The sequence below is a fragment of the Streptomyces sp. NPDC051218 genome, from assembly GCF_044455475.1.
GTDB lineage: Bacteria > Actinomycetota > Actinomycetes > Streptomycetales > Streptomycetaceae > Streptomyces.
The window spans coordinates 562,186-581,386 of sequence record NZ_JBITEU010000003.1 but is presented as its reverse complement, the minus strand read 5'-3'; the positions used below and the strand labels follow the sequence as shown (position 1 = coordinate 581,386).

Annotated in this window: 21 protein-coding genes; 9 read left to right on the top strand and 12 right to left on the bottom strand. The window is 69.6% G+C overall.

The features are described 5' to 3' along the window. Positions 1-17: 17 nt before the first annotated feature. From ACIBCK_RS13530 to ACIBCK_RS13520, 3 genes are read left to right on the top strand one after another with little or no spacing between them, the layout of a single operon-like run. Positions 18-911 (top strand): AraC family ligand binding domain-containing protein, encoded by an 894-nt coding sequence (locus ACIBCK_RS13530; RefSeq protein ID WP_399389732.1) that lies wholly within the window; start codon positions 18-20, stop codon positions 909-911. Continuing rightward, on the top strand, positions 881-1,729 hold the full coding sequence (locus ACIBCK_RS13525) for an AzlC family ABC transporter permease (protein ID WP_399389731.1): 849 nt from the start codon (positions 881-883) through the stop codon (positions 1,727-1,729). Before ACIBCK_RS13530 ends, ACIBCK_RS13525 begins: the two co-directional genes overlap by 31 nt. Beyond that, complete coding sequence (locus ACIBCK_RS13520) at positions 1,726-2,034, top strand: AzlD domain-containing protein (protein WP_399389729.1); 309 nt, start codon at positions 1,726-1,728, stop codon at positions 2,032-2,034. Before ACIBCK_RS13525 ends, ACIBCK_RS13520 begins: the two co-directional genes overlap by 4 nt. On the opposite strand, the gene ACIBCK_RS13515 is transcribed toward ACIBCK_RS13520, so the two are convergent. Both ACIBCK_RS13515 and ACIBCK_RS13510 read right to left on the bottom strand, forming a co-directional pair. Beyond that, on the bottom strand, positions 2,024-3,379 hold the full coding sequence (locus ACIBCK_RS13515) for an MFS transporter (protein WP_399389728.1): 1,356 nt from the start codon (positions 3,377-3,379) through the stop codon (positions 2,024-2,026). The genes ACIBCK_RS13520 and ACIBCK_RS13515 overlap by 11 nt on opposite strands. 14 nt (positions 3,380-3,393) lie before the next feature. Further along, positions 3,394-4,773 carry an alkyl sulfatase dimerization domain-containing protein gene (locus ACIBCK_RS13510; RefSeq protein WP_399389727.1) on the bottom strand — a complete coding sequence of 460 codons (1,380 nt, stop codon included), beginning with the start codon at positions 4,771-4,773 and terminating at the stop codon, positions 3,394-3,396. A 153-nt stretch (positions 4,774-4,926) separates the two neighbouring features. On the opposite strand from ACIBCK_RS13510, the gene ACIBCK_RS13505 reads away from it, so the two are divergent. Further along, on the top strand, positions 4,927-6,126 hold the full coding sequence (locus tag ACIBCK_RS13505) for a PucR family transcriptional regulator (protein WP_399389725.1): 1,200 nt from the start codon (positions 4,927-4,929) through the stop codon (positions 6,124-6,126). Here ACIBCK_RS13505 and ACIBCK_RS13500 read toward each other — a convergent pair. Then, the gene (locus ACIBCK_RS13500) at positions 6,097-7,050 is read right to left on the bottom strand and encodes a hypothetical protein (RefSeq protein ID WP_399389724.1); all 954 of its coding nucleotides are present in this window, start codon (positions 7,048-7,050) and stop codon (positions 6,097-6,099) included. The two genes, ACIBCK_RS13505 and ACIBCK_RS13500, sit on opposite strands and share 30 nt — an antisense overlap. A gap of 79 nt (positions 7,051-7,129) precedes the next feature. Here ACIBCK_RS13500 and ACIBCK_RS13495 point away from each other — a divergent pair, with 79 nt between their 5' ends. From ACIBCK_RS13495 to recX, 4 genes are all read left to right on the top strand, one after another. After that, on the top strand, positions 7,130-7,324 hold the full coding sequence (locus tag ACIBCK_RS13495; protein ID WP_160507579.1) for a DUF3046 domain-containing protein: 195 nt from the start codon (positions 7,130-7,132) through the stop codon (positions 7,322-7,324). A 104-nt stretch (positions 7,325-7,428) separates the two neighbouring features. Beyond that, the gene (locus tag ACIBCK_RS13490; RefSeq protein ID WP_399389723.1) at positions 7,429-8,736 is read left to right on the top strand and encodes an AI-2E family transporter; all 1,308 of its coding nucleotides are present in this window, start codon (positions 7,429-7,431) and stop codon (positions 8,734-8,736) included. A 263-nt stretch (positions 8,737-8,999) separates the two neighbouring features. Continuing rightward, a complete protein-coding gene (recA, locus tag ACIBCK_RS13485) occupies positions 9,000-10,136 on the top strand; it encodes a recombinase RecA (protein WP_399389721.1) in 1,137 nt (378 codons plus the stop codon). 3 nt (positions 10,137-10,139) lie between these two features. Then, positions 10,140-10,889 (top strand): recombination regulator RecX, encoded by a 750-nt coding sequence (gene recX / locus ACIBCK_RS13480; RefSeq protein WP_399389720.1) that lies wholly within the window; start codon positions 10,140-10,142, stop codon positions 10,887-10,889. Positions 10,890-11,012: 123 nt separating this feature from the next. Here recX and ACIBCK_RS13475 read toward each other — a convergent pair whose 3' ends face one another. From ACIBCK_RS13475 to ACIBCK_RS13435, 9 genes are all read right to left on the bottom strand, one after another. After that, positions 11,013-11,519 (bottom strand): rhodanese-like domain-containing protein, encoded by a 507-nt coding sequence (locus ACIBCK_RS13475; RefSeq protein WP_399389718.1) that lies wholly within the window; start codon positions 11,517-11,519, stop codon positions 11,013-11,015. After that, complete coding sequence (locus ACIBCK_RS13470; RefSeq protein WP_399389717.1) at positions 11,516-12,052, bottom strand: cysteine dioxygenase; 537 nt, start codon at positions 12,050-12,052, stop codon at positions 11,516-11,518. The genes ACIBCK_RS13475 and ACIBCK_RS13470 overlap by 4 nt, the downstream gene beginning before the upstream one ends. A gap of 72 nt (positions 12,053-12,124) precedes the next feature. Further along, positions 12,125-12,196 carry a putative leader peptide gene (locus ACIBCK_RS13465; protein ID WP_309544753.1) on the bottom strand — a complete coding sequence of 24 codons (72 nt, stop codon included), beginning with the start codon at positions 12,194-12,196 and terminating at the stop codon, positions 12,125-12,127. A gap of 58 nt (positions 12,197-12,254) precedes the next feature. Then, entirely contained in the window at positions 12,255-13,898 is a 1,644-nt protein-coding gene (locus tag ACIBCK_RS13460; RefSeq protein WP_399389716.1) for an FAD-dependent monooxygenase, read from the bottom strand. Between the two features lie 328 nt (positions 13,899-14,226). Next, on the bottom strand, positions 14,227-14,658 hold the full coding sequence (locus ACIBCK_RS13455) for a hypothetical protein (protein WP_399389715.1): 432 nt from the start codon (positions 14,656-14,658) through the stop codon (positions 14,227-14,229). 198 nt (positions 14,659-14,856) lie between these two features. Beyond that, complete coding sequence (locus tag ACIBCK_RS13450) at positions 14,857-15,777, bottom strand: amino acid ABC transporter permease (RefSeq protein WP_399389714.1); 921 nt, start codon at positions 15,775-15,777, stop codon at positions 14,857-14,859. Continuing rightward, entirely contained in the window at positions 15,774-16,442 is a 669-nt protein-coding gene (locus ACIBCK_RS13445; protein ID WP_399389713.1) for an amino acid ABC transporter permease, read from the bottom strand. Before ACIBCK_RS13445 ends, ACIBCK_RS13450 begins: the two co-directional genes overlap by 4 nt. 113 nt (positions 16,443-16,555) lie before the next feature. After that, positions 16,556-17,386: a glutamate ABC transporter substrate-binding protein gene (locus ACIBCK_RS13440; RefSeq protein WP_399389711.1), complete on the bottom strand. Its 831-nt coding sequence runs from the start codon at positions 17,384-17,386 to the stop codon at positions 16,556-16,558. 56 nt (positions 17,387-17,442) lie between these two features. Then, a complete protein-coding gene (locus ACIBCK_RS13435) occupies positions 17,443-18,222 on the bottom strand; it encodes an amino acid ABC transporter ATP-binding protein (RefSeq protein WP_399389710.1) in 780 nt (259 codons plus the stop codon). 288 nt (positions 18,223-18,510) lie between these two features. Between ACIBCK_RS13435 and ACIBCK_RS13430 the strand changes: the two genes are divergently transcribed. After that, entirely contained in the window at positions 18,511-19,200 is a 690-nt protein-coding gene (locus ACIBCK_RS13430; protein ID WP_399389707.1) for a response regulator transcription factor, read from the top strand. Position 19,201: the final 1 nt, after the last annotated feature.

Genomic DNA, 19,201 nt, shown 5'->3' with positions numbered 1-19,201 from the left:
TGTCGCAGAATGGGGTCATGGCAGGTTCGGCGGAGCAGGCGCGGCACTGGCGGTACGCGGAGCTGCCCGGGGTCGACCTGCTGCGTGCCCACTACATCAACAAGACGTTCGTGCGACACACCCACGAGCACTTCGTGATCGCGGCGATCGCCGAGGGCGTCGACGTCTTCCACCACGGCGGCGTCGATCAGCACGCGGGGGCGGGCACCCTGGCTCTGATCAACCCCGACACGACGCACACCGGCCGGGCCGGTGCACCCGAGGGATGGCGGTACGCGGCGCTCTACCCGTCGCCGGAACTGGTCGCGGCCATCGCCGCGGAGACCACCACCATGCGAGGGGCCCCAGGCTTCGACCGACCGGTACTCGAAGACCCGTACGCCGTGGCCCTCGTCCACCGGGTGCTGCGAGCCGCCGATGAGGGCAACGCGCTGGCCGCCGACACGTTGCTGCGGGTGGCCGTGACCCGGCTGCTGCGGCTGAACGGCGGCCCCGTCCCGCAGCGTGCCGTGCGCACGGCCGGTGGCAGGATCGCGGCACGCGCGCGTGCCGTCCTGGAGGAGCGGCTCGCCGACCCGCCGAGCCTGGAGCGGCTCGCCACCGATCTCGGAGTCGGCCCCTTCGCCCTGCTGCGGGCCTTCCGCGACGCGTACGGAATGCCTCCGCACGCGTGGCTCACCGACGCCCGTGTGCGGGCCGCACGGCGTCTCCTGGACGCGGGAACGACACCCGCCGAAGCGGCGGTCGCCGTGGGCTTCAGCGACCAGCCGCACCTGAACCGGCACTTCACGCGGATCGTCGGGGTGCCGCCCGGGGCCTACCAGCGTGAGCGCAAGAACGTACAAGACGGGGAATCGGCCCTGCTCGTACCGTCCGGTGTGTGGCAGAACAGACGACACACGCAGACATAGCCCCAGGCCAGATGGAGCCCGACGACCGGTCGACCGGCACACCGGAGAAACCCGACTCCGCCGTCGTACGCGACGCCCTCGGCGTCGGGGTCGCCGTCGGGCTCTCCGGTTTCGCCTTCGGAGTGACCTCGGCGGGCAGCGGCCTCACCGTGCTCCAGACCTGCGTGCTCAGCCTGCTGGTCTTCACCGGGGCCTCGCAGTTCGCGCTGGTCGGGGCGCTCGCGGGTGGCGGCAACCCGTTCACCGCGGCGGCGGGCGCCTTCTTCCTCGGCGTGCGCAACGCGTTCTACGGGCTGCGGCTCTCGCAGTTGCTGGCCCTCCCGCGCGCGGTGCGCCCGTTCGCCGCCCACTGGGTCATCGACGAGACCACCGCCGTCTCGCTGGCACAGCCGACCCGGCGCGCCGCCCGCATCGGGTTCACCGTCACCGGACTGAGCCTCTACTTGCTGTGGAACGTCACCACGCTCCTCGGGGCGCTGGGCGCCGAGGCCATCGGGGACACCGACGCGTGGGGGCTCGACGCCGCGGGACCCGCGGTCTTCCTTGCGCTGCTCGCGCCGATGCTGCGGACGACCACGGAGCGGGCTGTGGCGGCGGTCGCGGTCGTCCTGGGGCTCGGCCTGCTGCCGGTGCTGCCGGCGGGTGTGCCGGTCCTGGTGGCCGCGCTCGCCGTGCCGATGGTGCTCTACGTAGAGGGGCGCAAGGCATCCGCCAAGGGAGCCGCACGCTCCGAGGACACCCGGAGCGGCATCCCGAACGACTCGCAGATCGACTCGCAGGTCGAGACCCCGAACGACACGCAGAGGGAAGACCGTTGAACATCTGGATCGCGATCGGCGTGACCTTCGTCGGTTGTTACCTCGTGAAGCTCGCGGGCCTGCTGGTGCCCGCCGGCGCCTTGGAGCGGCCGCTCGTCAAACGCATGGCCGCCCTGCTCCCTGTGGCTCTGCTGGCCGCGCTCACGGCCCAGCAGGCCTTCGCCGAGGGGCAGGTCCTTGAGCTCGACGCCAAGGCCCTGGGGCTCGCAGCGGCGGCCGTGGCGCTGCTGCTGCGGGCCCCGTTCCTGGTCGTCATCGGAGCGGCCGTGGTCGTCACCGCGGGGGCGCGGGCGCTCATGGGCTGACCGGCGTGGCTGTCCGCGTGTTCTCGGGGACCCCGAGACGCCGCGCGGCCTGCTCCGGACGGCAGAAGAGCGCCGCGAGGACACCGGCGGTCAGGAGCAGCCCCGATGTCAGCAGCCATCCCTGCTGGTAGCCGGCGGACACCGTGGCCGCCCGGTCCACCATGCCGCCGAGGACCAACGGGGAGAGGATCCCGCCGAGCGCGTAGACGAAGGTCAGCACACCAAGGACGAGGCCTCGCCGGGAGGGCGGGGCGATCTGGGCGCAGGCGGTCGATGCCACGGTGAGCATCACCATGGCCAAGGCCATGGGGCCCATCATCAGTGGCACCTTGATCCACATGGAGTCCGTCGAGCCGAACGTGGCGACGGCGCATCCCGCCACCGTCATGAGCAGCCCCGCTCCCGCGCCCACCGGCAGCCGGGGTGGGTCGCCCCGCCGCGCGGAACGCTGTGCGAGCAGGCCGTGCACGAGGAGCACCGCGCCGTTGGCGAGGGCTCCCACGCCCACCAGCGTGCCCGCCTGGTGGAGATCCCAGCCGGCGACGCTCTCCAAGTAGTCGGGTGTCCACGTCAGCAGGGTGCTCATTAGCCAGTACGCCGCGAAGGCGCCGAAGGCCGCTGTCACGAAGGAACCCGACAGGAGGATCCGGCGCAACGGGACGGTGTCAGCCGCTACGGAGAGCTCAATAGAGCCTCCTACGGAGGATGCCGCTCCCGCGGCCCCCGCGCCCCCCGCGGCGCCCGTCTCCTGGCCCACCGGCGGCGCCAGCGGCCCCTCCGAACCCCAGACCCGCCAGGCCCCCGCCCAGACGAGGCCGATCAGGCCCACCACGCCGAACGACCAGCGCCAGCCCCAGTGGGTGATCACCCAGGTCAGGACCGGAGAGGCGATCGCCACCCCGGCCGCGGCGCCGACCAACAGGATCGCGGTCGGCAGGGCCCGCTCGCGCTGCGGGAACCAGCCGTGCACGTGATGCATGGCAACCGGTGCCGCGGGCCCCTCGGCCGCGCCGAGCAGCACCCTTGTCGCCAGCAGGGTGCCGAACCCCGCCGCTCCCCACAGCATCGGCAGCTGGGCCGCAGACCACATCAGGGCGAGCACGAGGAGCAGTGGGGTGGTGCGCACCCTCCGGGTCAGGGCGGAGACTCCGATCGCCGCCACGGAGAACAGGGCGAAGAACGCCGACTGCGCGGTACCGAACTCCTGACGGGTGATGCCGAAGTCCGCCCGGATCTCCGGCCCCGCGAGCCCCAGGACCGCCTTGTCGGCGAAGTTCACGACCATGAAGGCCAGGAGCAGCCAGGTGGTCCGCCAGGCCCCGCTCATCCCCCGGGCCCGGCTCATCCCCCGGACCCCGCTCATCCGCAGCAGCCGTCTTCGTCGTCGATCACGCCGACGCTGATCGCTCCGGCTGCGCGGCTGCGTCCCTCCGGGGTACGCGTCAACTCCGTCTCCAGGTCCGTTCCTTCAGCCACGGCGGCCGACTCCGCTGCCGCCCAGTTGAAGACACCGCGCGCCATGGTCGACGTCTCCTGGCGGGCGCGCAGCGCGTACACCTCGGCACGCACGCGTGCCACCCCGGTGTCGGTGGGCGCGGCCAGCGCGGCCGTCTCCGCCAGATGCGCGGCAAGCCGGAGCTCGCCTTCGACCAGCAGCTGAGCGGCCCGCTGTGCCAAGGCGTGGGCGCCTCCCGCGGCCTTCGCGAGCTCGGCCGCGAGCGCCGCCTCCGGGGCCGGCTTGAGGTGGGCGGGGTTCTGGTCGTACCAGCCGCCCCAGAGCCGCCAGAGGTTGCGTACGACGAACTCCGGCTCGTCGTAGGCGGGGTGGAGGTACGGCTTCGCGAGGAGTTCCTCCGGGACCTTCACGCCGTGGATAACGGCGTCAAGCCGATGGCCCGCGTTCATCAGCGTCCTGGTCTGCTCGCACAGGGACTCCAGGAGCCGTGCGGTGTCGTCGAGCGCCTGGTGCACGCGTTCGGCGCCCATGATCGGGACCCCGTGCCCGGGGAGCAGCAGTTCGGCGCCGAGTTCCTGCATGGCGCGCAGGGCCCGCGCCCAGTCCTCCGGGTAGCGCTGCACCTTCTGGGGGTTGCCGGCGTTCGGTGAGTTCCAGATGAACAGGTCGCCCGTGCACAGCGTCTTGAGTTCCGGTATCCACACATAGGTGTGGTCGTCGGTCTCCCCGCGCGCGTGGACCAGCTCGAAGGTCAGCTCGCCGCGGCGCATGGTGTGGCGTTCCCGGTAGACGGTGTCCGGGTAGCGGTACGTGGTGGGCCACTCCAGGGAGGGCACTCCGAACTGCTTGCGGTTGATCCAGGAGTTGTATCCCGCGGTCCGGATGTAGCGGTCGAAGCGTGCGGTGACGCCTTCGTGGGCGATCACCTCGGGCGGCCGACCGCCCGTCGCCTCCGCTTCGCGGTCGAAGGGGAACACTCCGAAGACGTGGTCGACATGGCCGTGCGTGTACACCACCGAGTGCACCGGCCCCGCGCCGAAACCGCCGACCGCCGTGTGCAGTTGCTGCGCCGTGCGGAAGTCCCCCGAGTCGACGAGCACCACCCCGTCGCCGGTGTCGAACACCGCGACGTTCGCGAACGCCGGGAAGAACCCCACCCGGTCGCGCAGCCGTACCAGCTCGTCCTCGGTGTACGCGCCGGTGAGGTGGGCCAGGAGCGTCTCCTCGCCCCGCCAGACCCGGTCGATGTACTCGGAGTAGTCCACTGCCTTGTGCTCGGTCATGCCCGCGGCTCCTCGTGTCCGGTGGGGTGGATGGCCACAGGTCACGAGTTTCGGACCCCGTCGCGTGATCGAACACCCGCTCCCGTCACACCCAGGTCCCGTGGGTAATGTGACGCGTCACAACCGCGGCCCCGCCCCCGGAGAGGAGACACCGTGGCCCTATCCTCCGAGGCGAGATCCCTCGCGGCGCGCTGCGAGCCCCGGGTCAACGAACTGGCCCGCAGGATGGCCCGTGAGTCGTTCGAGGAGCTGCCCGGCTACGCGGAGCTCCCCGACGACGTGAAGGACCTGGAGATAGCCGCGACGGCACGCCACGGTGTGCGCCTGTTCCTGCGCCACGTCTCCGATCAGCCCGGCAGCCATCGCCTCTTCCGCGAGCGGGCCGCACAGCGCGCGGAAGAGGGCATGCCGCTGCATCTGCTGCTGCGGACGCACGCACTGGGCGTCTACGTGCTGTGGCAGGCGCTGCGCGAGGTCGCCCGCCCGGGTGAGGAAGCGGCCCTGGTCGAGCTCGTGGACGTGCTGCTGCAGTCGCACCCCACCATCGTCGGAGCCGTGGCCGAGACCTACCTGGACGAACGTTCCGCCCTGGAGGCCGAGCAGCGCGCCCAGCGCAAGTCCCTGGTCCGCGGTCTGCTCGACGGCATGGTGCCGCCCGGCCACGTGCTGCTCGACCAGCTGCGCCTCGCGGGGCCCGTGCTCGTCCTCGCGATCGGCTTCGACGGGGCGCCGGCCGAGGGCCCCGTAGCGGTACGGCGGCGGCTGCGGCGTGTGCAGACCGCCCTGGACCACGCCTTCGATGTGGACGTGCTCGCGCTCCTGGAGGCCGACGGCGGCCGGGTCATCGTGCCCCGGGAGTGCCGGCCCCCCGAAGACCTGCCGCGCCGCCTCGGCAAGGCCTGCGACCTTCCCGTACGTGTGGCCGCCGTGGACGCCGCCGGGCCCGAGGCCGTGACGGACGCGGCGCGGACCGCGAGCGAGATACTGCGCATCACGCGCGCGTGCGGTCTGCCGCCGGGACTGAACCGCATGGAGGACGTGCTCCTCGAGTACCACCTCTCCCGCCGCAACGAGAGCAGCCACCTCATCTCCGCGCTGCTCGACCCGGTCGCCGACCGCCCCGAGCTCCTGGAGACGTTGCGCACCCACCTCGGCCATCAGCAGGAGCGAAGGGCGACCGCCACCGCCCTCGGCCTGCACCCCAACACCGTCGACAACCGCCTCGCGAAGATCGGCGAACGCACCGGCATCGACCTGTCTACGCCCCGCGGTACGGCACTCGCCATCGCGGCGCTGCTCCTGAGAGAGTCCGAGGAGGCCCGGTCAGGCGATGGACCGCCCGTACGCCCGTAGCGTGCGCAGCGCCTCGATGGTGACGATCGGGCGCGCTTCGAGGGCGCTGCCGGGGGCCCACTGCCGCCAGCGGATCGGCCAGCCGCCGTCCTCCTGCTGCTCCCGTTCCAGGTGGTCCAGGGAGAGCGCCATTTCCTCGTCGGTGAACCACGCGCGCGCGAGCGACTCGGGGCCCTTCGCGTAGTCGTGCGCGAAGTGGTGCTCACCCGGCGCGTAGCCCGGAGCCACGGGGTACGCGTCGAGCCGCTCGGGGTCGAGCGTCACGAGACCCTGCTCCCGGGCGATCCTGCCGAGCCGGTCGGCGGCCGCCTGCGCGCGCGGGCGGTCGGGTGCCCCGTCGAGAAAGGCGACGGCCGCCTCGATCTCGTACGGATGAGACTTCTCCAGGGACTCCACCGCGGCCCAGCAGAAGTCGGTGGCCCTGAACAGCCAGGCGTGCCACACCTCGTTGCGGTGCAACAGGCCCACTACGGGGCCGGTGGCGAGAAGTTCGCTCGGCGGGTCGTCCACCACGGGCACGAACGGCGCCGAGGGGTAGCCGCGTTGGCTGGGATGGATCGCCGGGAGGGCGCCGTCGGACGTCGACACGGACGTCAGATAGCGGCACACGCGCTCCACCCGCTGCCCGCCGCAGCGTCCGATGGAGTCCAGGACGCGCAGCGCGTGTCCGGCGTGCAGGGGCTGGCTGACGGGGCCCCGCAGGTCCGGTTCGAGGCCGTACCCGAAGCCGCCGTCCTCGGTGTCGTACGCGGCCAGGGCCGTCTCGACTGCGTCGGCCGACGCGGCTCCGGCGCCGCCCGAGCCGCTCAGGAAGTGGTACGCGAACCGCCGCTGCTCAAGGATGCGCGCGGCGAGCCAGACGAAGTGCTCGGCGCGCGCGACCGGCGAGTGCGCGGTGTGCGGGGATGCTCCGGTTTCGGCCATGCACAGACCGTAGGCCGGAAAGCGCCTTCGGTGAGCCCTCCGCGTCCGGCTGCACTCTCAAGGGAGCGATACTGAGGGCATGCGGTTGACGGTTTTCTGGGAGCGGATGGCGGACCACTTCGGACAGGGGTACGCCGACTCGTTCGCTCGCGACCATGTGATGGCCGAGCTCGGCGGGCGCACGGTGCATCAGGCACTGGACGCGGGCTGGGACGCCAAGGACGTCTGGCGCGCTGTGTGCGCGGCGATGGACGTACCGGCCGAAAGGCGCTGACGGCCGGACACTTCGCCGTCCGGTGTGGCCCCTCCTGAGCGTCGTCGACTGCGAAGACGCGGGGGTGGCAACCGAATGTCGGTGGCGTGGGCGAGACTGGCCCCGTGGCATCGACAGACGAGACCGCGCAGGTCACTCAGGACGTAGCTCCGCTCGGCACGACGCCGCCCGCCCAGCCCCCGAACGGGGCGGAGACCGGGCGGGCCGCCAGCATGCCGCGCTGGCTGCCGCGCGCCATGGTGCTGGCCCTCGCGCTCATCGCCTGTTTCCAGCTGGGCAGTTGGGCCTTCCACCAGCTGACCGGACTGCTGATCAACATTCTGATCGCGTTCTTCCTTGCGCTCGCGGTCGAGCCGGCGGTGAGCTGGATGGCCGCGCGCGGGCTGCGCAGGGGCTTCGCCACCTTCCTGGTCTTCCTCGGTGTCCTGATCGTGGGCGCGGGCTTCATCACGCTCATGGGATCGATGCTCGCGGGCCAGATCGTGGACATGGTCGAGGACTTCCCCGAGTACCTCGACGACGTCATCAGCTGGATCAACCGGACGTTCCACACCGAGCTGTCCCGGGTCGAGATCCAGGACAGCCTGGTCCACTCGGACTGGCTGCAGAAGTACGTGCAGAACAGCGCGAGCGGCGTCCTGGACGTGTCGGCGCAGGTCCTCGGAGGCCTCTTCCAGCTCCTGACGGTCCTGCTGTTCTCGTTCTACTTCGCGGCCGACGGCCCGCGCCTGCGGCGTGCGCTCTGCTCGGTACTGCCACCCGCCCGCCAGGCCGAAGTGCTCCGCGCCTGGGAGATCGCGGTCGACAAGACCGGCGGCTACATCTACTCGCGCGGTCTGATGGCGCTGATCTCCGGAGTCGCGCACTACGTCCTGCTGCAGGTCCTCGGCGTGCCGTACGCGCCCGTGCTCGCGGTGTGGGTCGGCCTGGTCTCCCAGTTCATCCCCACCATCGGCACGTATCTGGCGGGCGCCCTGCCGATGCTGATCGCCTTCACGGTCAACCCCTGGTACGCGCTGTGGGTGCTGATCTTCGTCGTGGTCTACCAGCAGTTCGAGAACTACGTCCTGCAGCCCAAGCTCACCGCCAAGAGCGTGGACATCCACCCGGCGGTCGCCTTCGGGTCGGTCATCGCGGGCACGGCGCTCCTCGGAGCGGTCGGCGCCCTGATCTCCATCCCGGCGATCGCGACCCTGCAGGCCTTCCTGGGGGCGTACGTGAAGCGGTACGACGTCACGGACGACCCGCGCGTCCACGGGCACCGCCGCAAGGGCGGGGTGTCCCTCCTGACCCGCGTGAGACGTGCCATGCGCGGTCCCAACCACCCCGGGGCGGCTTCGGAGGCCGAGATCGCGTCGGAGGAGGCGTCGGGCGACACCGGCTCCGCGTCAGGCTCGGGCGAGCGCCCGTAAGCACCCCCTGCGGGCCCACTCCGAAGTCTCGGTGGGAGCCGCGTGGTGCGCTTGACACCAAAATCGAACATCCATTCTTATGGGTTGCCTGGCGGCGTTTTCCCGGGGTTTTCGCGGGGGGATCCCTGGGGCTCCGACGGATTTCGGCGGGGCGATCGCCTCGAGTTATCCACAGGCCGGACGGGCGTCGGGGCGGATTGTCAGTGGCAGGCGCTAGCGTCATTGACGTGAAGCGATCGACACAAGCAAATCGGGTGGAACCCATGGCAGGAACCGACCGCGAGAAGGCGCTCGAAGCCGCGCTCGCACAGATTGAACGGCAATTCGGCAAGGGCGCAGTGATGCGCATGGGCGAGCGGCCGAACGACCCCATCGAGGTCATCCCCACCGGATCGACCGCGCTCGACGTCGCGCTCGGCGTCGGCGGCATCCCGCGCGGCCGTGTGGTGGAGGTGTACGGACCGGAATCCTCCGGTAAGACGACGCTGACGCTGCACGCCGTGGCGAACGCACAGCGCGCGGGCGGCGCCGTCGCCTTCGTGGACGCCGAGCACGCACTCGACCCCGAGTACGCGAAGAAGCTGGGCGTCGACATCGACAACCTGATCCTGTCCCAGCCGGACAACGGCGAGCAGGCTCTGGAGATCGTCGACATGCTGGTCCGCTCCGGTGCGCTCGACCTGATCGTCATCGACTCCGTCGCGGCCCTGGTGCCGCGCGCGGAAATCGAGGGTGAGATGGGCGACTCGCACGTGGGTCTGCAGGCCCGTCTGATGAGCCAGGCGCTCCGGAAGATCACCAGCGCGCTCAACCAGTCCAAGACCACCGCGATCTTCATCAACCAGCTCCGCGAGAAGATCGGCGTGATGTTCGGCTCGCCGGAGACCACGACCGGTGGCCGCGCGCTGAAGTTCTACGCCTCGGTGCGGCTCGACATCCGCCGGATCGAGACCTTGAAGGACGGCACGGACGCGGTCGGCAACCGCACCCGCGTCAAGGTCGTCAAGAACAAGGTCGCGCCCCCCTTCAAGCAGGCCGAGTTCGACATCCTCTACGGCCAGGGCATCAGCCGCGAGGGCGGCCTGATCGACATGGGCGTGGAGAACGGCTTCGTCCGCAAGGCGGGCGCCTGGTACACGTACGAGGGCGACCAGCTCGGCCAGGGCAAGGAGAACGCCCGCAACTTCCTGAAGGACAACCCCGATCTCGCCAACGAGATCGAGAGGAAGATCAAGGAGAAGCTGGGCGTCGGCGTGAAGCCGCAGGCCGACGAGCCGACCGCGGAGCCGGGCAAGGACGCGGCGGGTGCGGCGGGTGCGCCGGCCGAGGACGCCGCCAAGACGGTGCCTGCGCCGGCTGCCAAGGCCACCAAGCCCAAGGCCGCCGCGGCCAAGAGCTGATCCATGACGCGGCGCACGGACTGGGTGGACCAGATCACTCCCGAGCACCACACCGATCCCGCGGGCCGAGGCCCCGCGGACGGTGTGGATCAGGGTGGCGCCGGCCAGGAGGGCGACGACACCGGCTTCCGCGGGGGCGGCGGCCGGCGAGGTCGCCGACGGCGTGGCGGTTTCGGCGAAGGCCGAGGCGGCGGTTCACAGGACAACGGCCCCCCTTCCTCGTCGCGGGCCGAGAAGGGGGAGCCGCCGGCAGCGGACCCGGGTGAGAAGGCGCGGGCGATCTGCCTGCGGCTACTCACCGGGACTCCGCGCACGCGCAAACAGCTGGCGGACGCGCTGCGCAAGCGAGACATCCCGGAAGACGTGGCGGAGGAAGTGCTGACCCGCTTCGAAGAGGTCGGCCTGATCAACGACGGCGCCTTCGCGGGCGCGTGGGTGGAGTCCCGGCACCACGGCCGGGGTCTGGCCCGCCGGGCCCTCGCGCAGGAGCTGCGTACGAAGGGCGTGGACGCCACGCTCATCGAGGAGGCCGTCGGACAGCTTGACTCGGAGCAGGAGGAGGCGACCGCGCGCGAGCTCGTCGACCGCAAGCTCCGCGCCACACGGGGCCTCGACCGCGACAAACGGCTGCGCCGCCTCGCGGGCATGCTCGCCCGCAAGGGCTACTCGGAAGGGCTGGCGCTCCGGATCGTCCGGCAGGCCATCGAGGAAGAGGGCGAGGACGCGGGGGACTTGGGGTACGACGGGGACTGAGCCGACCAGGGCCCTCGCGGGGGTGGGGCCCAGGTCAGGGCCGGGCAGCGCGGCGCGAACCGCGGCCCGGCCCATTCGCGTGGCCCGTCATGGTGGCGAAGGCCCGGCGGCGAGTGAGCCTGATCAATCCGAGGCGGGAAGCCCGGCGTCGGCGTGGGGTCCGGCAGTGACAGGAAGCCCTGCGCTGACAGGGAGGCCGGCGGTGACAGGGAGGCCGGCGGCCTTCCACGCCTGGAACCCACCGATGAGGTCGGTCGCGTGCCGCAGCCCCAACTGCCGCAAGGAGACGGCAGCGAGGCTCGACGCGTAGCCCTCGTTGCAGATCACGACGACATGCAGGCCGTGGCTCACGGCCTCCGCGGCACGGTGGCTTCCCTGCGGGTCCAGGCGCCACTCCAGTTCGTTGCGCTCGACCACGAGGGCTCCGGGGATCAGTCCGTCGCGCTCGCGCAAGGCGGCGTACCGGATGTCGACCAAGAGGCCGCCCGCGGCCGCGATGTCACGCGCCTCCTCCGGAGTGACCCGATCGAGGTCGAGCCGCACACGCTCCAGCAACTCGTCGATGCCGACGGGAGGTTCGACCTTGGGGTGCGCGTCAGTGTGGCGTACGTCTTCGGAATGCTCACTCACTGCCAGTCCTCCGGGCTCTCTACGGACTCCAGGCGCAGGACCGGGCCTGTACGACTGTAGCGGCGGATGCGCGGCAGCGGCGGATAGTAGGCGTGCACGGAGATGGCGTGCTCGCTCGTGGACTCGTTCAGCACTTCATGCACGTGGTTCTGGCCGAACGCCCTGCCCTTCCCGGCCGTCAACTCCCGCTCGCGGTCCACCCCTTCGGACAACTCCAGGGTCTTCCAGCCGTCGGTGGGCAGCCGGGCGGCGAGGGAGTTCTCCTTGAGGGTGCCTGCAGCGGTGAGGAAGGCACCGACCGACTCCGCGTGGTCGTGCCAGCCGGTGCCGGTGCCCGGCGGCCAGCCGATCAGCCAGGCCTCGCTGCCACCGGGCCCTTCGAGGCGCACCCAGGTGCGCCCCTCGGGGTCGAGCGGCAGTGAGGCGATGAGCTCGGGGTCGGCGGCGCTACGGCGTACGAACTCGAGGAGTTCGGCGGCGGTGGGCGCGTGCGCCGCCGTGGAGGAGGGCGCGGTGAAGACAGGGGCAGACACGGATACCGTCCTGGAGGTTCGCGGAAGCGCGCGCCACTAAGAGGGCAACGCGCAGGGGAGAAGAGGGCGAATTCAGCAGGACGGACGACACACGCAGCCCGCATAGCGGACGAGGTCCATATGGACCCTCCGCCACAGGCGCACATCGGTGTCGGTCACGTTTCGGAGTAGACCATGACGCTGCGTGCCGGTCAACTCCTTCTCACTGTGTGGTCGGACGGCCCACCGCGGCCGTGTTCTCCGCCTTTTCCGTGGTCTCCGCGCTGTCCGTACGCCGCTTCGGAGCCGCCCCGCCGAGGGCCGCCTCGGCCGCCGTATACAACTCGGCGGGCCGCACGCCGCCGAGCGCGGTGACCAAGTGACCGTCGGGGCGGATGAGCAGCACCGAATGTGCGGGGGCTCCTGGGTAGCTCTCCGCGACGAGCAGTTCCGCCGGGTGCGGCAGGGCCGTGACGGCGGCGGCGAGCCGGGGCATGACCCCGGCCGTCACCCAGTGCCGCCGCTCCCAGACCACTGTGCCGGGCGCGACGAGCACGACGAGCAACTGACCGATGCCGAGCCGGTCGCGCAGTCGCACGAAGGATCCGTCGGGCGCCGTCACCGGCACATCGGCCACGGGCGCCCCCGGCTCCGTGCCCACGGTCACCTCGGACTCGGAGAGCGGAGGTGCGAGAGGGGACTCCGCGTACGATGCGGGCGCGCCGAGAGGCCCGCGTCCCACGTGGCCGTCGGTGAGAAGCGTGTCGTGCCCGCGCGCGGACCCCGGCACATAGGAGCGCAGGCCTTTGCCGCCCCGCAGTATCGGCAGCGACTGGTCGGCGGCGCGCAGCCGTGCGGCGACACCGGCCCGCCGCTCGGTCTGATAGCTGTCGAGCAGGGCGTCCCGCGCGCCGTGGTGCCAGGCGAGGGCCAGTTTCCAGGCGAGGTTGTCCGCGTCCCGCAGCCCTTCGTCGAGTCCTTGGGTGCCGAGCGCGCCGAGCAGATGCGCGGCGTCGCCCGCGAGGAAGGCACGGCCGACCCGCCACCGGCGGGCCAGCCGGTGGTGAACGGTGTGCACGCCCGTGTCGAGCAGCTCGTACGGCGGCGTGGAGCCGCCGCACCAGCCCGCGAGGGTCTCGCGGATGCGCACCACGAGCGCGTCGGGCGTCACGAGCTCGCCGCGCGGTGGCAGCAACCAGTCGAGCCGCCACACCCCGCCGGCGAGCGGACGGCCCGTCACCTCGGCGCCTCCGTGGCGCCACGGAGGCATCCGATGCAACAACGCCTCACCGGGCCTGGGAAGTTCCGTGCGCAGGGCGGCCACGGCGTGTCGCTCGACGGCCGTACGCCCCGGGAAGCGGACGTCGAGGAGCTTGCGCACGGTCGAGCGCGGCCCGTCGCAGCCCACCAGATAACTGCCGCGCCACCAGGCATCCTTGGGGCCGCGCGTGTGGGCGGTCAGTCCGCCCGGGTCCTGCTCGAGGGAGTCGAGCTTGCTCTCCACCGCGACCTTGACAAGCCGCTCCTCGGCGATGGCCGCCCGCAGGGCACCGGTCAGCGCATGCTGGGGAACGTGCAGCGGGGCAGGCACCTCATCACTGAACGTGAGCTCCCGCATCAGCTGCTTGCGCCGCAGGGACCGCCAGCCGCCCCACCGCGCGCCCGACTCCTGGTCACCGAACGAGTGACCGGCGAGCCGCTCCATGAGGCCCGCGGTGTCATCCCGCAGGACGACGGTCCGCGCGGGCCGCTGCTCGTCCTTGCCGGGCCCTTCGTCGAGTACGACGGTGGGTACGGAGTGACGCGCGAGAGCCAGGGCGAGCGTGAGCCCCACGGGACCCGCGCCGACGACGATCACCGGGTCCACGGTGCGTACCCTCCCGCCACGAGGGCCCGGGAGCGCTGGACGTACGTACAGGAACTGGCAGTTGGAGCCCGGTGCACGATCACAGAACGTATGCAACCCACCGCTGCTGCCCGCGTCAAGTTGCCGCCCGACTGCTGTGGCGCTTGGGCGAACGTGTGATGAGGCGGTCGACAGATCACACAGGAAGTGTCGGGATGTGACAAGGGCTGCCGTCCGGCATTGGACGGCAGCCCTCCAGTTCAGCGCCCCGGTACTGAAGACGCGACTGCTCACGTCCGGACGTCAGACACAATGACGACGTCAGCGGGGAGATGTCAGCCCGGAGAGGTCACCTGGCCTTGTAGGTGGCGTGCGCCACGGTCGAGGTCGGCCAGAACATGTCCTGGTCGCTAGGGCGCCCGAGCGTGGCGTTTCCGCTGTTCGACGCCCGGTAGGTCTTGCCCCGCTTGGCCTTCAGCGAGACCTTCTTCGTCTTGCAAGTCTTGGCGAACTTGCAGGCCTTCGCGGCGTCCGTCCAGCCGTCCCTGCCGCCATTGGCGGAGAGAGCAACCGTGGGGCGCAGAGCGACGGCCTGCCTGCTGCAGGTCTGCTTCGCGTACGCGTAGACCTTGCCGCCGCTGCGCCAGACCTTCACGTAGTTCTTGCAGCCCTTGTACTTCTTGCCGTAGTCGGAATCCGCCGCGTGTGCGCCGGCTCCCGATGTGAAGATGCAGGCAAACGCAAGCGCGCTGACGCCTATGCCTTTTACGGTCTTCTTCATTTAGCTGTCCCCTGATCGCTGCTTGTCGGGTTCCGCGGTCTCTGGTGTTCCAGTCGGAACCAGCAACTCCCTTATAGTAGAGCCATTTGATCTTGAGGGCGAGCGAATTGAGCAGGGTTTGAGCTCACCACGCATATGCACAAACAAGGGGGGCAGCGGCACTAAGCCGCTGCCCCCCTGTCTTCTGTCCAGCCGTTGCTATCCGGTGCCCCCGGTATTCTCGCCGTGGTCCCCACGGATCGTCTTGGGGCCGATCGTTTCCAGGTTTTCGAGCGCTTCAGGGCCCACCACGGCACCCGTGCTCTTCTTGGACCGCCGCATACGGCGCTCGAGCCAGGAGGCCAGGCTCGTGAGCAGCAGGTTGAGCACGATGAAGATCACCGCGACCACGATGAAGCTGGGAATGACGCTCGCGTAGAACGACGCAGCCGTCTTCCGGGCGTTGAGGAGCTCGGTGAAGCTGAGCATCGCGCCGCCGAGCGCGGTGTCCTTGACGATGACGACAAGTTGGCTGACCAGCGCCGGGAGCATCGCGGTCACGGACTGCGGAAGCAGCACGCTTGTCATCGTCTGGCCCTTGCGCAGGCCGATCGCCTTGGCCGCCTCTGTCTGCCCCTTTGGCAGCGACAGGATGCCCGCTCGCACGATCTCGGCGAGCACCGAGGCGTTGTAGAGCACGAGACCCGTGACCACCGCGTACATCGGGCGCGCGTCGACGCTGATGTCGGTGGATGCCGAGTAGAACTGGTTGGCGAAGACCATCAGGATCAGGACCGGGATCGCTCGGAAGAACTCGACGACCGCAGCGGCAGGGACCCTGATCCACCGGTGGTCGGAGAGCCGTGCGATACCGAAGAGTGCTCCCAGCGGAAGGGCGATCACCATGGCGAGGCCCGCGGCCTTAAGGGTGTTCGCGAGACCGGGCAGCAGATACGTCGTCCATGACTCGGAATCGGCGAGCCAGGGCTTCCACTTGGCCCATTCCAACTGCCCCTTGTCGGACATGGCGGTCCAGGCCCACCAGAGTCCCAGGAGTATGAGAACCAGAAAAAGCAGGGAGAGAAGGACATTGCGCTTCTTTGCGCGGGGACCGGGAGCGTCGTAGAGGACGGAGGTCATCGCTTCACCGCCAGGCGCTTGCCGAGCCACCCGAGTATGAGGCCCGTCGGCAGGGTCAGCACCACGAATCCGAAAGCGAATATCGCGGTGATGAGGAACAACTGCGCCTCATTTTCGATCATTTCCTTCATCAGCAGAGCCGCCTCCGCCACACCGATGGCCGCTGCGACCGTGGTGTTCTTGGTCAGGGCGATCAGTACGTTGGTGAGGGGGCCGATCACGGAGCGGAAAGCCTGCGGCAGCACGATGAGACCGAGGACCTGAGTGAAGCTCAGCCCGAGAGCGCGCGCGGCCTCCGCCTGGCCCACCGGCACGGTGTTGATGCCGGACCGGACCGCCTCACACACGAACGCCGCCGTGTAGGCCCCGAGGCCGAGCACCGCGAGACGGAAGGTCATGGTGTCGACGTCGTCGCCCGCGCCCAGGGTGATGCCGAAGACGTCGGCGAGCCCGAGCGAGCTGAACACGATGATGACGGTCAGCGGGATGTTCCGCACGACGTTGACGTAAGCGGTACCGAACCAGCGCATGACCGGAACCGGGCTGACACGCATGGCGGCCAGCAGAGTGCCCCAGACCAGGGAACCGATGCCTGCGAAGACGGTGAGCTTCACCGTCATCCAGAAGGCCTCGAGCAAGTCGTAGTCTTCAAGAAAGTCGAACACGATCTCCCGCGCTCTCGCATGTGGTGATGGCGAGGTACGCCGCCGCGTTCGGGCGGCGGCGTACCGGCGTGTGCCCTGTCAGTGGACCGGCTTCAGGAGCCGCTCACTCGGGGTCACTTGACGATGTCGCCGATCTTCGGGGCGGGCTCGTTCTTGTAGTTGGCCGGGCCGAAGTTCTTCTTGACGGCCTTGTCCCAGGACTTGTCCTTGACCATCTTCTCGAGGGCCTTGTTGATCTGGTCCTCGAGCTTGGAGTCGCCCTTCTTGATGCCGATGCCGTAGTTCTCGTTGGTGAGCTTCAGGCCGGCGAGCTTGTACTTGCCCTTGTACTGCTCCTGCGCCGCGTAGCCGGCGAGGATCGAGTCGTCCGTGGTCAGCGCGTCAACGGCGCCGCTGCCCAGTCCGTCGATGCACTCCGAGTAGGTGCCGTACTCGCGCAGCTGGGCCTTCGGTGCGATCTCCTTCTTGACGTTCTGCGCCGAGGTGGAGCCGGTGACCGAGCAGAGCTTCTTGCCGTTGAGGTCCGTGCCCTTGCTGATCTTGTCATCGGAGCGGACCAGCAGGTCCTGGTGGGCAAGGAGGTACGGGCCCGCGAAGTCGACCTTCTGCTTACGCTCGTCGTTGATCGAGTACGACGCCGCGATGAACTTCACGTCACCACGCTGCAGGGCGGTCTCGCGGTCAGCGCTGGGAGTTTCTTTCCACTCGATGTCGCCGGCCTCGTAGCCGAGCTCCTTAGCGACGTAGGTAGCGACATCGACGTCGAAGCCGGTGTACCCGTCCGGCGTCTTCAGGCCGACACCCGGCTGGTCGAACTTGATGCCGATGGTGATCTTCTTGCCACCGGAACCCTTGTCGTCCTTGTCGTCCGAACCGCAGGCGGTGGCGGTGACAGAGAGCGCGAGTACGGCAGCGGCAGCCGCGGTGACCTTGCGAGCCTTCATGGTGAACATCCTTTGTGTCGGCAGAAGAGAGTTGAGACGCAGGAAAGCGTCGTGCGTCAGTGGTGAAGGATCTTCGACAGGAAGTCCTTGGCCCGGTCGCTGCGCGGGTTGCTGAAGAACTGGTCCGGTACGGCCTCTTCGACGATCCGGCCGTCCGCCATGAAGACGACACGGTTGGCCGCGGAGCGTGCGAAGCCCATCTCGTGGGTGACCACGACCATGGTCATGCCGTCACGCGCGAGCTGCTGCATGACCTCGAGGACCTCGTTGATCATCTCCGGGTCGAGCGCCGACGTGGGCTCGTCGAAGAGCATCACCTTGGGGTCCATGGCCAACGCGCGGGCGATCGCGACGCGTTGCTGCTGGCCTCCGGAGAGCTGCGCGGGGTACTTGTCGGCCTGCGAGGCGACACCTACGCGGTCCAGCAGACCGCGTGCCTTCGTCTCTGCTTCCGCCTTGGACGTCTTGCGCACCTTGATCTGGCCCAGCATCACGTTCTCGAGCACGGGCTTGTGCGCGAAAAGGTTGAAGGACTGGAAGACCATGCCCACGTCCGCACGCAGACGGGCGAGCTCCTTGCCCTCCTGGGGCAGCGGCTTGCCGTCGATCGAGATGTCTCCCGACTCGACCGTCTCCAGGCGGTTGATGGCGCGGCACAGTGTCGACTTGCCCGACCCGGAGGGGCCGATCACGACGACGACCTCACCGCGGGTGATGGTCAGGTCGATGTCCTGGAGGACGTGCAGAGCGCCGAAGTGCTTGTTGACGTTCTTCAGCACGACCAGGTCGTCCGCCCCGGGCGGTATGGCGTCCTTGGTCACCGATACTTCGGTCACGGCTTGTTGCTCCATCCTCCTCGGTTGGGAGGACAGTAATAACCCGGTGCGACCAGCGTCATTACATCTGAGGGGAAATTGAGCATAACGATCCGGCCGCAACCGGACACACCGTGTGAACGGGGACGCCCGGGTCCGTACCGGCTCCATAACGGAACGTGCCCGTGACCCGAACCCTCTTGACGCGGTCCTTACTCATCGGAGTGGATGCCTTGGTGCCTGTGCACGCGCGCGTACCGGCCATCGGCGAGCGCGAACCGAACGACCGATGAACCGGAGGGGGCCCGTATGAGACTGCTCCTCGTCGAGGACGACGATCATGTGGCCGCTGCCCTGTCCGCGGTCCTGGCCAGGCACGGCTTCGATGTCGTGCACGCCCGCAGCGGCGAGGAAGCGCTGCAGGCCCTGCTGCCCGGCGAAACGGCACCCTTCGGAGTCGTACTCCTCGATCTGGGGCTGCCCGACCAGGACGGCTACGAAGTGTGCGGAAAGATTCGCAAGCGCGGATCGACGCCCGTGATCATGGTGACGGCACGTGCCGACGTGCGCTCGCGGATCCATGGTTTGAATCTCGGGGCCGATGACTACGTAGTGAAGCCGTACGACACCGGGGAGCTCATCGCCCGCATCCACGCCGTCATCCGGCGTCCCCCGTCGGGCGCCGAGGCCGGGCCCGCCGACAGTGAACTGCGCCTCGGTTCCGTACGCATCGAGCTGCCCACCCGCCAGGTCAGCGTGAACGGTGCGACGGTCCAACTGACCCGCAAGGAGTTCGACCTTCTCGCACTCCTCGCGCAACGGCCCGGCGTGGTGTTCCGCCGGGAGCAGATCATCAGCGAGGTGTGGCGCACCAGCTGGGAGGGAACGGGGCGCACCCTTGAGGTGCATGTCGCTTCCCTGCGCTCCAAGTTGCACATGCCGGCCCTGATCGAGACCGTACGGGGCGTGGGCTACCGGCTCGTCGCCCCGGCCGCGTAGG